Origin of the sequence: Bradyrhizobium sp. Rc2d (assembly GCF_900099855.1) — a bacterium.
GTDB lineage: Bacteria > Pseudomonadota > Alphaproteobacteria > Rhizobiales > Xanthobacteraceae > Bradyrhizobium.
This window is the reverse complement of record NZ_FNCU01000059.1, coordinates 35,622-51,632: the sequence shown is the minus strand read 5'-3', so window position 1 is coordinate 51,632 and position 16,011 is coordinate 35,622. Positions and strand designations below refer to the sequence as shown.

Genomic DNA, 16,011 nt, shown 5'->3' with positions numbered 1-16,011 from the left:
CCGTATTTCAGAAGGTCCTCAGGCTCGACGTGACGGAAGATCTCGCCGGTACGGCGGTCCTCCGGCGCGAGCACCTGGGCACCGAAGCCGATCGAGGTCGACCGCCCGCGCGCCGAGATGATCTTCTCGAGGCCGGCGAAGGCGCCGCCGCAGATGAATAGGATGTTGGTGGTATCCACCTGCAGGAACTCCTGCTGCGGATGCTTGCGGCCGCCCTGCGGCGGGACCGAAGCCACCGTGCCTTCCATGATTTTGAGCAGCGCCTGCTGCACGCCCTCACCCGACACGTCGCGCGTGATCGAGGGATTGTCGGACTTGCGGCTGATCTTGTCGATTTCGTCGATGTAGACGATGCCGCGCTGGGCGCGCTCGACATTGTAGTCGGCGGACTGAAGCAGCTTCAGGATGATATTCTCGACGTCCTCGCCGACATAGCCGGCTTCGGTCAGCGTCGTCGCGTCCGCCATCGTGAACGGCACGTCCAGGATGCGGGCGAGCGTCTGCGCGAGCAGCGTCTTGCCCGAACCGGTCGGACCGATCAGCAGGATGTTCGACTTCGCGAGCTCGACGTCGTTGTGCTTGGTCTGGTGATTGAGGCGCTTGTAGTGGTTGTGCACCGCGACCGACAGGACCTTCTTCGCATGGCTCTGGCCGATCACGTAGTCGTCCAGAACCTTGCAGATTTCCTTCGGCGTCGGAATGCCGTCGCGCGACTTGACCAGCGAGGATTTGTTCTCCTCGCGGATGATGTCCATGCAGAGCTCGACGCACTCGTCGCAGATGAAGACCGTGGGACCCGCGATCAGTTTGCGAAGAGCATTGTTGGAGAGTGACTGAACCGACATCGCGGCCTCAAACCACATCAAAGTGGTCATAACCGGGAACATGATCATCCGAGGACCTCGTGGTGGTGAGGATCAGCTTCCGCATTTCGTCGCAAACAGGTCGTTGAAAGCGTTGATCACGGAATTGAGCGCAGTAAACATCCGTGCGCCGTCGGCGCGCTCGGCAGCGGCTTGCCGCAGCATCTCGGACTCATAAAATGAAGCGGCGTAGGCGCGACAAGTCTTCCCATTGTCGACCGCATTATCCGATTTGCTGTGGACAATCGCCGATACAGCGCGAGCGGCATCAACATCCTTGTTTAACGTGGACTCCGCCGCAAAACCGGGAATTGTAGGTGCATTGATCAGAGCAGAAGCGATGAGAACAGCCATGATCCTCATGAGCGGCCTCCAGACGCGAGTTGTCGCGACGAGACTTACATTTCTGGCGGTCTATTTTCTATTGCACGTGGGTTGTTCGATGGTACGGCTCTCGTTGCGCCACATAAACCTTGGCTTAGAAAGCCGAGTGACTGTTTCGGATGCCGGCAGAGAGGCCGCCGCCCTTTCCCTCTTAACGATTTGACGGCGCTACACCCAGTCCGCTGCGGATCGGTCGCCTGTAGTTTCTAGCTAAATTGTTGCGCTCAATTCTCGCGAGCCGATATCGCGACTGAGGCGACGAAACAGTAGCCGCGTCCGGGGATGTTGATGATGAAGCGATTCCCGTCCCGACCGTCGCGCAACGCGCGACGCAACGCTGACATATGAACCGTGAGGTTGGCGGGTTCAACGAAAACATTGGGCCAAACGCGAGCCATCAAATCCTGCTTGCTAACTAACTCTCCGTGGCGTTCGAGCAAAGCAATCAGTATTTCCAGAGCGCGACTTCCAAGAGGCACGGGCTTGTCACCTTCCAGCAAAAGGAACTGCGTTCGAAGCAGGCGAAACGGTCCGAACGAAACCTCTGTTGGCGTCGAGCCGGTTGCTTCGGTTCGTTTCGCGAAGAGTGGCCTGGCCGCAGCGGGGTGCTGGATGATGCGTACGACGTTAAGCTGCGGCTCAAGATCAAATTGCTCCAAGCGTCCGAAAGCTGCAGTCGATCGCATACTGACCTCACTTGCTTTGACAAGACTAATCCAGGCAAAAGATGCTAGTGACCCGTAATCTGACCATTTGGAGTGTCGCGAGCTATTCCACGCGGGTGGGTCGCAATGACCGATTGGTTGCATCGCGTAAACCTAGATTTAGAAGCCGGGCGACGGCTTCAACTGGACGGCAGATTGTAAGTGCTGTGGCGGGATCAAGTCAGAGGATATCTCAGTCGTGATGGCAGCACTTGGCGCAAATCACACCGTCGCCCAACAACCGCGCAACCGCGCGGCACTTCGTGATCAATCAATCGGCGTCGGATTCGTTAATGAAACTTCCTCCGTACATCGCTGCACCGAGTTACGATAGAGACGGCGGTCCCCTGACTGCCAAGTGGACAGCAGCCCGCTCCTGGTTCGCTCTGGAACTCGGTGCAGAGAATCGCAGCGGAACCGGACCCGAGAGCCGCAGTAGCAAGAAAGGTCGGCGGCGTAGTGCCCGCCGGCCATTCTCTTGATATTTGCTTTGGAGATCGCGCTACTGCTTAACTCATCCGGCCTTGCGAATAAACTCGCCCAAGACCTTAAGAGCGCTGCGGCGTATCAGGCACCAGCTTGAGCTTGTCAGCCATCCGGCCGAGTTCTGGAAGCGAACCGGCCTGCATCTTCTGCATCGCCCTGCTGCGATGCACCTTCACGGTGGCTTCGGTGATGCCGATATCGTGAGCAATCTGTTTGCTCAGACGGCCCCGCGCCACCTGAATTACGATCTCGCGCTCCCGGGGGCTTAGGGAGGCGAAACGCTGCTTAAGGGAGACCAAGTCCTTATCATTCTCCCGCCGCGCACGATCCCGGGCCAAGCCAAGCTGAACGGCATCGAGAAGATCCTGGTCGCGGAACGGCTTGGTCAGGAACTCGATCGCACCCCGCTTCATTGCCTGCACAGACATCGGTATGTCTCCGTGGCCGGTGACGAATATGATCGGGATCTCCCTGTTCGCCGCAGCTAGCTCACGCTGGAAATCGAGGCCGCTTTGGTCGGGCAATCTGATATCGAGCACCAGGCAAGTGGGGCAATCCGGTGGATCGGACTTGAGGAAGTCGGAAATGGAGGCAAATAGCTGAACGTTAATGCCGAGGGATCGCAGCAGGCGCCCGACCGACGCGCGGAGATCCGGATCGTCGTCGATGACCAATACCGTGGAGGTTGCCTCAGACATCGCTGCCACTCGGAAGAGATCGCGAAAATCAGCCTGCATAGTGGTTTGCAGGTCCGGCAGACATCGCATTTCTAATCCCAATCCTAGAACCTGAACAGTCCTTTTTTCTGAAGGATGCGCACGGGGTAAACCAAAGCTCGCGCGCTGATGCAGCTCGCTCGCGTCCGAGCTCTGGTCGGCTTTCGGCCTAAGTTCGATCTCGCTCGGCCGATACTTGCTCAGGCCATCAGCTCACGTATGCGCTCGTATGCAGTGCTAACAGCGGACCAAGCAATGCTTTCCATCCTTGAGCGAAGCCTTCTCGGCTCGCCGCTCGTAGTCGTCGGCAAGTCCATTAAGTTGAGCCGCAATTGCTCGGTCCGTCATCGTTTTGGCATCCGCGAAGCAAAGTCTGCACTCTCTTCAAACTTGCTTGCCTCCTTGTGAGATCTGACTCGTCACGACGCCCTCGCATGGTTTTCAGGGGGCTGGTCAAGAACGATTTGGAACCAGCCCATCCAATTGTGGTCACTTTGGCGGCGCTCCTTGAGGCGATCGACGCACTCCCTGGAACAAAGCGGCGTTCGCCATGAATAGTGCCGAACGAGGCCAAACTTGCCCTCACAGACCGCACATCGCATGGCCCTATCAGAACTGTGACTTTCCAGGCGGTAAGGCATTGTGTTCTCCTTTTGGCCCGTGCACATTTCGGATGCACCAAGACTAAGAGGAATGTCATCAACCGCTCAATTGCGCGCAGGTTAAGCTCTGGCATCCAAAAGGGGCGGGTCGATGATACGAAGGCTTAGGACGCTTGGACGCGTCCTGACGTCGCCCGCTGCGATCCCGCGACTGCTTTCGTCCGGCGGACGCCTCGATCACAAGCCATGCCGGATTGGCATCGCAATCATCATCCAGATAAACCAAAGTTTACGGGGCACAGGCGGCACGCTGGTGGCATTCTCTGAGCTGACAGCCAATTCGGCGCGGAGCTCCACTCCAATTGGATAGTTGTCTGCCCGTAGACGCGTCCAGCGAACGGCCATGGGCGGTATGATGAAAAAGGTACTGGTTTCGGTCGTTGAAGATGATCCCTTCTTTCGTGAGTCCATGTACAGGCTCATGAGATCGCTGGGCTATACGGTCGAAGTTTTCTCGTCTGCACCCGATTTTCTCGGCTCGCCGCGGCTGGCCGAAACAGCATGCCTGATCGCTGACATCCATATGCCTGCCATGACCGGGCTCGAACTCTACCGGCGCCTTGTCGACACGGGCAACGCGATACCGACAATCCTCGTGACGGCGTTTCCCAGCGATGCTGACCGGGCTCGCGCCCTGAACGATGGGGTCTTGTGTTACCTGCGTAAGCCGGTGGATGAGGACCATCTCACACGATGTGTTTGCGCGGCTCTCAGTTCCGGTGGCTCGCCTGAAGAGGAGTCGTGAGCTCGCTTCCGGCGTCGGGCAACGTGAACTGAAATGCAGCGCCGCGAGGTTCGTTCGCTCCCGCCCATAGCTTGCCCCCATGAGCATGGATGATGGAGCGGCAAATCGACAACCCCATGCCTGTTCCACTGGACTTCGTGGTGTAGAAGGCGTCGAAGACCCGATCGAGATACGCCGGATCAATGCCCGGCCCGGAATCGCGCACGGCCACGAGGGCGCCTGCCTGGTCCTGCTCGGTGCTGATCAACAGCTCTCTTGCTTCCTCGTCAACCGAGCTCATCGCTTCAGCCGCATTTAGAATCAGATTCAGCAAGACTTGTTGCAGTTGAATGCGATCCCCCAGAACCGGGAGCAACCCCTCCGCAAGCCGGGTCTGGACCGAAACACGATTTTTGAGGGTTACGCTTCGCGCCAATACGATCACCTCATTGATTGCCGCATTAAGATCGAAACGTTGCTTTGGCGGCGGCACTTTCTTGATTTGCTCTCGGATGCGATCGATGATTTCTCCAACTCGATCAGCGTCCCCAACGACACAGGAGAGTGCCTCCCTGACCTCGCCCAGGTCCGGCGGCTGCATCCTCAGAAAATTCTGGGCCGCCCGGGCGTTGTTGCGCGCGCTGGCGATCGGCTGCGCGATCTCGTGAGAGAGCGAGGCTGCCAATTCTCCCATCATGCTCACGCGGTTCACGTGGGCGAAATCCGATTGCATCTGCTGCAACCGCGCCAACGCTTGTGTGCGATCGTCGATGTCAGTTAGCAGGCAGTACCAGCGCGTGATACGCCCGGACTCGTCGCGAATTGGGGCGCCGCGATTTTCAAACCACCGATATTCTCCGTCAAAGCGCCTCAGGCGTAGTTCGTGATGGAAGGGAGTACCAGCGGCGAGTGACCTCTCATAAGCTTCAAGGACACGGGGGAGGTCTTCAGGATGTACTGCATCGCTTGTCCCCCAGTTCTTCAGCTCTTCAACAGTCCGGCCGAAATACTCGGTGAGTGGGCTGTTGACGGATTCGAGTTCGCCGCTCGGAGCCATGATCGCAACGAGTCCGGCTATCCCGTCAATGGCTGCCCGAAACTTCGCTTCGCTCGCCCGCAGCGTCTCTTCCGCACGCTTGCGCTCTGTCAAATCGAGCACGAATGCAAGGCCCTCGTCGCCTCCTTCCTTGAACAGCGCGGCGCCCACAAGCACCGGAACGCGGCTGCCGTCTTTCCGAAAATACTCCTTCTCGAAGGGCTGAACGATGCCGGTTGAGTTTAGTTCAGCCTGGGTGAGTACGTCGCGCTCGCGCCATTCGGGCGGGGACAGCTCGGTCCAACGCACGCGGCCCGAAACCAAGTCTTCACGGCCATATCCTACGAGACGTAGAAACGCGTCATTGGCTTCAAGAATCCGACCTTCGCGGTCGGCAATGAAGATCCCGATGATGTTGGCGTCGACCAAACGCCGAATCTTCCCTTCCCGATCCGCGAGGTCGTCATAAAGCCGCGAGTTTTCGAGCGAGATCGCCGCCTGCGACGCAAGCACCTTCAATACAGCGACGCGGCCTGGCGTGAACACGTTCGGGGTGAGATTGTTCTCAAGGTAGAGAATGCCGATGAGTTTTCGCTGGTTGATCAACGGTAGACAAAGAATGGAACGCGCGCGACGCTGAACGATGTAGGGATCGCCAGAGAACGGATTCCGAGATGATGCATCATCGAGAATCACCGTCTCGTGAGTGCGCGTTCCATAACGAGCCAGCGACTCCGGCAGCGCCGCTGCAATGTCGGCCCCTCGCGGCAGATGCACTTTTACATTCTCTCCACTAGTGATCGCTTCGGCCTCTATCCGCAGCTCATCACCTTGAGGGACAATCAAAAGACCTCGTTCGGCGCCGGCGCGCTCGAGGGCTGTGCGCATCAGTTTGTCGATAAGCTTTTCCAGCACCATCTCGCCGGAGAGCGCTTGTGAGACTTCGATCATCGTCGCGAGATCGAGCTGTTCGACCCGTGCGTCGATCGTGCCTGTTCGCATGGGCGTGCGCTCGTCCTGTCTCAGCCGCGGATGGAGCTCGTCGAGTTGCCGCACCTTTCCATCGGCCCCCCATCTGACGTAGCAACGACGAGCGTCTCGCAAATAGACATTCGCAATCTTTTCGAAGCCACGCGTCCGGTAAAAGCGCGCCGCAAGCTCATTCGCAAGTGCTTCGTTATGCACAAATCCGTTTGATCGCGCGGATTCTATGGCGCCTTCATACAGGTCTTCTGCATCGAGACGGCGACCGTCGATACGCGCGATCTCAGCGTCCACGAGGGCGACACGATTCTCGTAGTTTTCTGGACAATTCCGCGCCCAAATTTCAAGCTTCTCACGATCGGCGAACAAAGCATCCCGATATATGCGTCGCTGGTCTGCCGTCGCGAGATCCCAGGCCGCCGCGCGGCAAAGTGCGCCATAGAAGTGATACTCGGCCATCTCCAACAGCGACAATGATGTCCACAGCATCGGATGCGCCTTCGATGCCGCGTAGATGCCCGCAGCGTAGTCGCCGGCAAAATAGCGGGCTTGCAGCTTGCGGATCCAGTACCAGCACTCTGGAAGAGCGAGGGCCGGATTACTGGCAAGGTACTTCTCGAACCTGACCTCATCAAATCCCTCCTCGTCGAAGCAGCCGAACTTCTTCGTCAGACCGCGCAACGTGCGAATGAGGCCGAGCTGTCCAGTGCTCCAACCGACGATCAGCCCGAACCGTACCTTCTTTGCAAATTCCAAGCCCTTTTCTGCTTCTTTTTGCGTGTCAGCAAGCGCATCTCCCGCCATGAGATAGTTGGTTGTTATCTGACCGCAGGCGTAACCCGAATAAGTGATGTCACCGTTGCGATTTGCTATCTCGAACGAACGAACCAAAAGATCTCGACCAGACCGAACGTGCTTCGTCCACGGTATAACGAACCCGAAGGTTTCGTACGTCCGGGCCTGGAAGCGGTTCAATCCAGGTCGCTCGGCCAACTCACATCCAAGGCGCCCGAACCGATATCCTGCGTCGTAGTCGCCAAAATGGGGCCCGGCCAACATAGCGAACAGTTCATAGGCAATACACGAGGCATCGCTGTTGCCCCGTTCAAGGCTCAAGCTGACCGCCCTGCAGACCGCAACGGCAAATAAATGTGACGACGAAAAGAACGCCGGGACCGCGACCCTTATCAGGAGATCCAGCATCGCGAGGGAGGTGGCATCGCTCATCAACGGAGAGTCGATGATATCTTCGATTCGTCGACTTCCAAGCCAGGACCAGATGCCCTCATATTCGCGCCGTGCTTCTTTTTCCGTTGGACGCGAGGGCCAGTCGATGCCCAAAGATTGGAGCGACTCAAGGCCAACGGTCACGGCATGGTCGCTTCGGTCAATCGACATGTACAAATCAACCCGCAAGCACGCGACGGTCGTCTTCTCTTCCGTTGTCGCAGCTCGAGTCGAAAGTACATGTAGATGCTCCTCAGCTTCGGTAACCGCGCCGGACACGAATTCACATTGTGCGCGCGCCAACTCAAGCGCGAAGATAAGATCATGGCGGCGTTGCCAGCAATCATCGAGCAGCAGTGCCAAACCCGCCGTTAAATAACTGAGAGCCGAGGTGTAGGCGGCGGACGCTTGGGCGCGCTTGCCAGCCACTAAATTGAGCTCGGCTATCTGTTCGCAGTCGTCGCGTGAATTAACAAGCGCAACGCCACGGTTGAGTTGATTTACGATGTCGAAGATGGCTTCGTCCCGCTTTTCAGGTGGGATATGCGTCGCCAGCAGCCTGCCAATTCGGAGGTGAGCTTTGGCGCGTTGGCCTTTCGGGATCAGCGAGTACGCCGCTTCCTGGACCTGATCGTGGACAAAACGACAGGTGCCCTCCAAAATGACGATGAGTTCGGTTTGCAGAGCTTCTTGCAGCTCACGACGTAGCTCCTCGTCTGAATACTCGCAGACGATTGCGAGGTGTGCAAACTCGGCTCTATTGCCGAGACAGGCGAGCCGTTGCAAGAACTTTCGGGTGCGAATCGGCAGGCGACTCAGCTTGCCAACCATGAGGTCGACGAGGTTATCCGTATAGCCCTTGGCGTGAATGCGGACGAGATCCCAGAGCCAGCGCGCCGCACTGTAATCGAATGTGACCAATCCTTGCTCGACCAGCTCCGTAAGAAACTGAATCACGAAGTATGGATTGCCGGCTGTCTTCTCAAGCACCAGTTCCGCCAGCGGAGCCGCACCCTCGCAGTCACAGTAGAGCGAATCCGCAACTAATTGGCCAACGTGTTCGAGGGCGAGGGGCGAAAGGACGATATCCTGCACCGGTGCTCCAGCAGCTCGAAGCCGATCGAGGGTGCGCATCAGCGGATGAACGGACGTGACTTCGTTGTCCCGGTACGCGCCGATCAGCAGCACGTGCTGCACGTCCGGATGGATTAACAGATCTTCCAGTAGATCCAGCGTGGCTATATCGAGCCACTGTAAGTCGTCGAGGAAGAGGGCCAGCGGATGCTCCGACCGGGCGAACACCGCAAGGAAACGGCGGAAGACCATCTGAAAGCGTCGTTGCGCGTCCTGGGGTGGCAGCTCGGGGACGGGTGGGGGTTCCCCGATGATGAGCCTCACTTCTGGAACGAGATCCGCAATCAGTCCTGCGTTCGGTCCCAGCGCCTCCCGTAACGCATCGCGCCAAGGCGCAAGGTCGGCTTCGTTTTTGCCGAGCAGTGGCCGGATCAGGCTCTGAAAGGCCTGTGCAAGAGTCGAATAGGGAATGTCGCGTTTGTACTGATCAAACTTGCCGGAAGCGAAAAGGCCGCGTGGCGGCACTAGCACCGGCTGCAGCTCGTTGACGACCGATGACTTGCCGATGCCGGAATAGCCCGAGACCAGGACAAATTCCGGGGCACCGCTGTTGACGACGCGATCGAAGGCGGAGAGCAAGGTCTCGACCTCGCTTCGCCGCCCGTAGAGTTTCTCGGGGATCAGCAGTTGGTTCGGCGTGTCCTGCAGGCCGAGCGGGAAGTCATCGATGCGGCAGCGCGCTTCCCATTCCGCCAGACAGCGTCGCAGATCGCGCTCGACACCGCCAGCGGTCTGGTAACGATCCTCGGGTGTCTTGGCGAGCAGTTTCATGATGATCGCCGAGACGGGCGCTGGGACACTCTCTAAGCGTTCCCCTGGCGGCACCGGCTTTCTGGCAATATGGCAGTGCACCCACTCCATGGGATCGGCCGCCGTTAAGGGCAGAACGCCCGTGAGCATCTGGTATAGCGTGACGCCGAGGGCGTAGAGATCGCTGCGGGCGTCGATCGAGCGGTTCATCCGCCCGGTTTGTTCGGGTGCCATGTAGGCAAGCGTACCGGCGATGGTCTCGGGCGGCTCGGGCGCCTGCCGCTCGCGGGACAGGCGCGATGCGATGCCAAATCCGGTGAGCCGCACGTGTCCGTTCGCTTCGTTGAGCAGGATGTTGGCTGGCTTGATGTCTTTGTGGATGAGCCCGCGCTGATGCAGCTTGCCCAGAGCCGAGGTAACGGCGATAGCCAGGCGCAAGAAGCGTCCTATCTCCATGGGCCCACCGAGCAAACGGTCGAGCGGCTCGCCACCCAGATCATCGAGCACCAGCACGGTCCGACCGGCGTCGCGCATGAGGGCCAGCGGCCGCGCCGCCCATGCGGTGTCGAGCTCATCTTTCAGCTCGTATTCGTGCGTGAGGCGATCGAGTCTTGAGCGGGATGGGTGGTCGGTGGCAGGGGCAACAAGCAGCACGGCGAGCCGGTTCCCATTTTCGTCCAGTCGCCAGCCACGGCTGAACACGCGATCGCCGTCCTCCCACAACACCTGAGAGCTACCGTCCGAGTACGCGATGTTCAGCGACTGCTGCACCATCTGTCAGACTCCGGTGTCGGGCTTCGGCTTGAAGTCGGCTGATCAAGCTCTTCGTGCGCCACACGCGCGGCCTCTCTCCAGCCTGGAGAAATCGTACTCCATCGCCCGAGAAATGCCAGCCATCCCATGGTCTTGCCGGATGCGGCAGACGTGGATCCTCCTTCTTTTTAGCAGCAATTTGCAGCGATTTGCCCGGCTTTACTCGCTACGGCGGCACACGCAGGTCAATAAGCACCATACCCGCTGGTCCCAAAGGAACTCGGAGCGCAACTGCGACGCAGAAGGAAAGATGATGACGGAACTTGAAGCAAGCAAGTCGATCTTTTTCGCTTCCGCCGAGCAGGGGAGCTTAGGATCGCCGCCGTCCGCGCTGTGGTGGCGGTCGCCGCCGCGCTCGATTCGATCCTGACAGCGTTCGCGCTGGCCCCGGCCTCCGTGTAGCCCGCCCAGAGCGCGCCGAGCGATGAACGACCGACTCTCAACACTCAGACTGTTTGTCCGCGCCGCGCGCGTCGGGAACTTCTCCAGTGCTGGCCGCGAGCTCGGCCTGTCGCAGCCGTCTGCATCCCGGCTGATCGCCACGCTCGAGGAGGAGGTCGGCGCCAGGCTCTTCAGCCGCACCACGCGAGCGGTGACGCTGACCGAGGCTGGCGCGACGTACCTGATGCGCGTCGAGGCGATCCTGGCGGCGCTCGACGAGGCCGACCACGAGGCGCGCGGAACGGGAGAGTTGCGCGGCTCGCTCCGCGTCGGCACATCGTCAAGTTTCGTGCTCAGGGAAATCATCCCGCGGCTTCCCGCGTTTTTGAAGCAGCACGCGACGCTGAAGATCGAGCTCGTGGCGAACGATCGCTACCAAGACCTCGTGACCGAGGGCATCGACGTGGCGTTCCGGTTCGGCCCCCTGCCCGACTCGAGCGCGATGGCGCGCAAAATCATCCACCTGCCGAGGATACTCATGGCCTCCCCAGACTACCTACGGGAGCGCGGCACGCCCACAACGCCGTCGGACCTCGCGCACCACTCGGTCATCATCGGTCCGGCGCACCCCTCGCCGACCTTCTCCTTCCGCAAGGACGGCCGCGTCACCTCCGTGCGCGTTGACAGCCAGCTCGCTATAACGATCAACGAAGGAGCCACGGCAAGCGCCGTCGCCGGGCTAGGGATTGCCGCGTCGAGCGAAAACAGCGCGCGGGCAGAGCTCGCGGCCGGGCAGCTCGTGCGGGTGCTGCCTGACTGGGATTTTGGCTCGATGGAAGTGAATGCGCTCTTCGTCGGCGGAAAGACCATAAAGCCTGCCGCGCGAGCCTTTGCGGACTTCCTACTCAGGGAGCTCCGCCCACCTCGCCGCGAACTAGCCCGCTTCTCGGGGCCTCCAGAAAGCGTGTCCGTGCGTCCAAACCAATAGACCGAGCCGTTCCAACGCGTGCATGCAAGTGGCGTCCATACGCCATGATTGCGGCGCGCCCCGTCACGTCGTCGAGGCAACGGCTCGTCAGTATAGACAGGAGCAACTTAACGGAGAACGAGCCATGGAGCTTTATCAAGTTCGCTACTTCCTCGCCGTCGCGTCCACACTCAACTTCACCCGCGCAGCCGAGCAATGCAATGTCACGCAGCCCGCCCTGACCAAGGGGGTGCAGAAGCTCGAGCAAGAGCTCGGCGGCCAGTTGATCTACCGCGAGCGCCAGCTGACGCAGCTCACCGACCTTGGGAAGGAAGTCCTTCCGATGCTGGCGCGCACAGTGGCCTCGGCAGAGACGGCGCGTCGCAGAGCCAAGGAGTTCCAACGCAAGGAGGTCGCGCCACTGAAGATCGGCCTCGCCCCCTCTATCTCGGCGTCGCTCATCCTCGATCTGATCGCGGAGATCGCAAAGTTCGTCGCTGGACTTCACGTCGAGCTGCGTGAGGAGACAGCCGAGAAGCTCGTCGACCTCTTGCTTGCGGGGGAGATCAACACCGCAATGGTCGGGGACGTGCAGGACATTCCCGCCCGCATCGACGACTGGTTGCTGTTCGAGGAGCGCTACGTCGCGGTTCTCGCGCCGACACACCGGCTCGCAAACCGTCCCTCGATCGGCATCGACGACCTCCGCGAGACGGTCTTGCTGGAACGCGCCGGATGCGACGTCGCCCCGAAGATCCAACGGTCGTATTTCCCCGAGGAACCGCCGCGCCTGGGCCACTGCAGCGGTCACGACTTGCACCTGCAGCACATGGCCGCGGCTGGCTTCGGCGTGGTACTCGCGCCCGAGCACATGCCGCGCCTTCCGACGCTTAAGACCATTCCTCTCGAAGGCGACCCGGTTTTGCGGCAGGTGCGGCTGTTGGCTGTGCAGGGGCGCCGCTACTCGCCGGCGCTGGACGCTTTCGTCAAGGTCGCGCGGCTTCGCGACTGGTCGGTCGAAGTTCCCCGCCGGGACATGTCGCACGCAACGCTCCCGGAGATGGCAAGCGCGCCCGCATGACCACGACGCGCGCACGCCGGGGGGCTGGCTGCGCGATACAGACGTGGCATCGCCCTCGTTGGACGGGGATACTGCAGCAGACTTCCTTCCGCCAGACTCCGAGGCCATCTCCACTCCTTCGAGCAGCTGCGCAGCAACAGAGCCCTCGTCCTGAGTAAGTTGCGAGGCGACGGGTGTCTGCTCTGCACCGCTGAGCTGTGCGCCCAGGCCGCGAAGGAGTTCGAGAGCGTCGGCGCGACCCTCTAGTCGCGACACTCGAGACGAGGGATTTCCCGCGGCGGAAAGGCAAGTCCGCGGATCGCGCCACGAATCCACAACCCGTCGCCGTTCGTCCAGACACACGGCTTGCGCCGCTCGCCGCGGCTGTGGCCGGCAGACCATCGCTAACGGGCCTACTAACTTTGTCGGCTTGGGCGACAGAGACAGAAGCGACATCCGGGATAATCCGAGCCATGAGCCGGTGAAATGCCCCTTGGCGACGGCGCGCTCGCAATCGCCTACTACAAATCGAAGACAGACGGGTTGTCCTGCTCCATACGGAGGTGCCGCAAGAGCCGTCGGGCCTGGGCATGCGGTCGGCGCATGGTGTTTTCGAAGCGATGCGACACGACGGGAAGAGTGATCGCGAAGTGCCCTTTCATGTCTTCCGACGCGGCGCGCCCCCCGAGTACGGCGCACTCCTCGACGGCTGATCGCAGACGGACGGGACGCCGGCGCGCACAGCGCTTTTGGACGACGATACCTCACGCCTATCGAATGCATGTCCAAAGGGAATTTCTAATTTCGCGGGCCGCGTCCGATGCTGAGGTCCGCCGGGCAGGCCGAACACGCGCGGCCGCCTCGACGGGGATTGAAGCCGTTGCGCCGTATGCCGCGCGATCAACAGGGAGACCCCCCATGAAATTGTCGAGCACCGTCGGCCTGGCTGTCGCCGTGCCGCTCCCAAGGTTCCTGCCCCCACCTACCCGTAGTAGCGCGCAATTATGACAACAACCGAAGCGCTTCGCGGCATCCTGCGCACTTCGCGTGGCCAACCCATCCTCAAGCTCCAATCCGCGGAGCAGCGAGCTTCTCTTGCCCTCGATCTTCTTTCGCTGGGAAGCCGCGCCGCATTGGGGGTCTCGTTCCTCTTGTCGGTCAGCGACCGGCTCGGGTTCTACGGCAATCCAGGCGGGCGCGGAGTTTCCTGGGGAACATTCGAGCGATTTTTGGCCTACGCGGCCAAGGTAAATGCATTCGCACCAGCATGGATGATACCCTTTCTCGGCACGGCCGCGACGGTGCTGGAGCTCCTATTTGGCGTTACGCTGGTCCTCGGACTCGCGCTGCGGTGGGCGGCTTTCGGCAGCGCGGGCCTCCTTTTCCTATTCGGCTCGGCCATGGCGATCTCGTTTGGGATCAAGTCGCCATTCGACTACTCTGTATTCGCTGCGATGTGCTGTGCCCTATTTCTGGGTCTCGCCGGCTCGAAACGATGGACTGTCGACTCTCTATTATGATGCTCCACAGCTTGAGAAACGTGCGATAAGCTCTACGCGACTCCTTCAACCAGGCCTGGCTCGCGCCTGGCTGAGGCGCACAGCGCGGCCTTTTTGTTTGCAGATACGGCGCGGCTCGACACTCTCGAGTACAAGGATGTTGTCGACGACGAAGACAGAGCGGCGACGCTGCCGCGACTGCCGACCGGGCCGCAGTCTCCGTTGGTGTCGAGCTCTTTGCGGCTTGTGCCGGGCTACGTGTCGGGTGAGGTGTACCAACCTGTCCTTCGTCGTGGCATCAGTCGCGAGAGCCCACCAGATCACCGACGCCTACAAGTAGCGAGGCGTCGGGCTCAAACGCGTGCTCAGTAATCCACATCGACGTGGGAGGGAATAAGCGCTGCTGAGAATCTTGACGCCTGGGTGCGCCGATTCCAGTCGCGTCCAGCGCACCTCACGCGGTCGCGCGCGGCGGCGCCTACGCTCTCGCGGAATGAACGCTTCTCACGCGGCGTCGGATTCCACGATCGCATCTTCCGCCGGGCCCGCGCTTGAGAACGGGGCGCGCTGCGCTTTGGAGCGGTATTCTGACGGGTCGCTGCCGTAGTACCTGCGGAAAGTGCGCGTAAAGCTGCTCCGGCTCTGGTAGCCGACGCTTAGGGCGACCTGGTCGATCGACAGCGCGTTGGCTGCGAGCAGGTCAGCAGCGTGGCGCATCCTCACGCGGCGCAGCAGTGACATGGGCGACTCTCCGAAGGCGGCGGAGAACCGCGCCATGAAGGCTGAGCGGCTGAGACCGACGGCGTGCGACAGACTCTGAATGGTGTGCGGAAGGGACGGACGCGAGGCCATCTCGGCGAAAGCCCGTGCGATCGGCGGGTCGCTCAAGATCGAGAAGCGCTCCACCCACGCTTTCGTCGAGACCAAGCAACGCCGAAGCAGCGCGAGCAACACGAGCTTCAGCAGCGCCGCCGAAATCGGCCCTCCACCGACGTCCTGGGCCGCGAGCTCCGCCGTTGCATAGGCCATCACGCGGTCGAGCTGGTCGTGCACGTCGAACGTCTCGACAATGGGCGTTGCAAGGGATGCGAACAAGTCCAATGCTGGCCCGTAGTTGGCTCGGAAGGTCCCGCACACAAGCACCAGTGTCGGCTCCCCGTCTCCGACGGTGTGCCGGTGCGACGAGCCCGGCGCGAAGGCGCCTTCGCCGTGCTTGCCGACGTTCCGTGGGGTGGTCGGGCGCTCCGTCGCGACGATTGTCATTGCTCGCCCAGGCGGGACTATCACCAGCGTATGCGGCATCAGGTGTATGGGCGTTTCGTCGTCTAGGAGGATGAACCCGGCGCCTCGAAGACAGTAGTGGATGGTGGAGGCTTCCGCGCGGGCAACCGCCAGGTGGGCACCCGCCGCAAGCGCGCACTCCGACAGCCTGACGAAGGTGATGTCCAACGTGGTCATCAACTTGTCGAGGTCTTGTCGCGATATACGCCAGAACGGCTCAGCTGCCACGTCCAGAAGCCTTTATGGTGTTCAGGTCCACATCAGCTCGGCTCCGGGATGCCATCTCACGCAGGCAGCCAGCGTGCGCAACTGGGCGAAGAGGCCTTCCGCACTCCAACCT

The 16,011-nt window shown here is 60.6% G+C and carries 10 protein-coding genes; 4 read left to right on the top strand and 6 right to left on the bottom strand.

Annotated elements, in window-relative coordinates; all coding sequences use genetic code 11:
- From clpX to BLV07_RS40245, 4 genes are all read right to left on the bottom strand, one after another.
- Window positions 1–845, bottom strand: an 845-nt coding sequence (gene clpX / locus BLV07_RS40265) for an ATP-dependent Clp protease ATP-binding subunit ClpX (RefSeq protein WP_091897627.1), incomplete at its 3' end; no start/stop codon positions are given.
- A 72-nt stretch (window positions 846–917) separates the two neighbouring features.
- Window positions 918–1,217 (bottom strand): hypothetical protein, encoded by a 300-nt coding sequence (locus BLV07_RS40260; protein WP_091897591.1) that lies wholly within the window; start codon window positions 1,215–1,217, stop codon window positions 918–920.
- 254 nt (window positions 1,218–1,471) lie between these two features.
- Window positions 1,472–1,933, bottom strand: a complete 462-nt coding sequence (locus tag BLV07_RS40250; RefSeq protein ID WP_176946079.1) for a winged helix-turn-helix domain-containing protein — start codon at window positions 1,931–1,933, stop codon at window positions 1,472–1,474.
- Between the two features lie 566 nt (window positions 1,934–2,499).
- Window positions 2,500–3,135 carry a response regulator transcription factor gene (locus tag BLV07_RS40245; RefSeq protein ID WP_091897624.1) on the bottom strand — a complete coding sequence of 212 codons (636 nt, stop codon included), beginning with the start codon at window positions 3,133–3,135 and terminating at the stop codon, window positions 2,500–2,502.
- Window positions 3,136–4,158: 1,023 nt separating this feature from the next.
- Here BLV07_RS40245 and BLV07_RS40235 point away from each other — a divergent pair.
- Window positions 4,159–4,560, top strand: coding sequence for a response regulator transcription factor (locus BLV07_RS40235; RefSeq protein WP_349525587.1), 402 nt, complete (start codon window positions 4,159–4,161; stop codon window positions 4,558–4,560).
- Here BLV07_RS40235 and BLV07_RS40230 read toward each other — a convergent pair.
- On the bottom strand, window positions 4,526–10,444 hold the full coding sequence (locus tag BLV07_RS40230) for an AAA family ATPase (protein WP_091897583.1): 5,919 nt from the start codon (window positions 10,442–10,444) through the stop codon (window positions 4,526–4,528). The two genes, BLV07_RS40235 and BLV07_RS40230, sit on opposite strands and share 35 nt — an antisense overlap.
- A 463-nt stretch (window positions 10,445–10,907) precedes the next feature.
- Between BLV07_RS40230 and BLV07_RS40225 the strand changes: the two genes are divergently transcribed.
- From BLV07_RS40225 to BLV07_RS40210, 3 genes are all read left to right on the top strand, one after another.
- The gene (locus tag BLV07_RS40225) at window positions 10,908–11,852 is read left to right on the top strand and encodes a LysR family transcriptional regulator (RefSeq protein WP_091897581.1); all 945 of its coding nucleotides are present in this window, start codon (window positions 10,908–10,910) and stop codon (window positions 11,850–11,852) included.
- Between the two features lie 124 nt (window positions 11,853–11,976).
- Entirely contained in the window at window positions 11,977–12,912 is a 936-nt protein-coding gene (locus BLV07_RS40220) for a LysR family transcriptional regulator (RefSeq protein ID WP_091897578.1), read from the top strand.
- 983 nt (window positions 12,913–13,895) lie between these two features.
- Window positions 13,896–14,411 (top strand): hypothetical protein, encoded by a 516-nt coding sequence (locus tag BLV07_RS40210; RefSeq protein ID WP_091897575.1) that lies wholly within the window; start codon window positions 13,896–13,898, stop codon window positions 14,409–14,411.
- A gap of 483 nt (window positions 14,412–14,894) precedes the next feature.
- Here the strand turns inward: BLV07_RS40210 and BLV07_RS40205 are convergent, their stop codons facing one another.
- Window positions 14,895–15,848, bottom strand: a complete 954-nt coding sequence (locus BLV07_RS40205) for an AraC family transcriptional regulator (protein WP_210187847.1) — start codon at window positions 15,846–15,848, stop codon at window positions 14,895–14,897.
- Window positions 15,849–16,011: the final 163 nt, after the last annotated feature.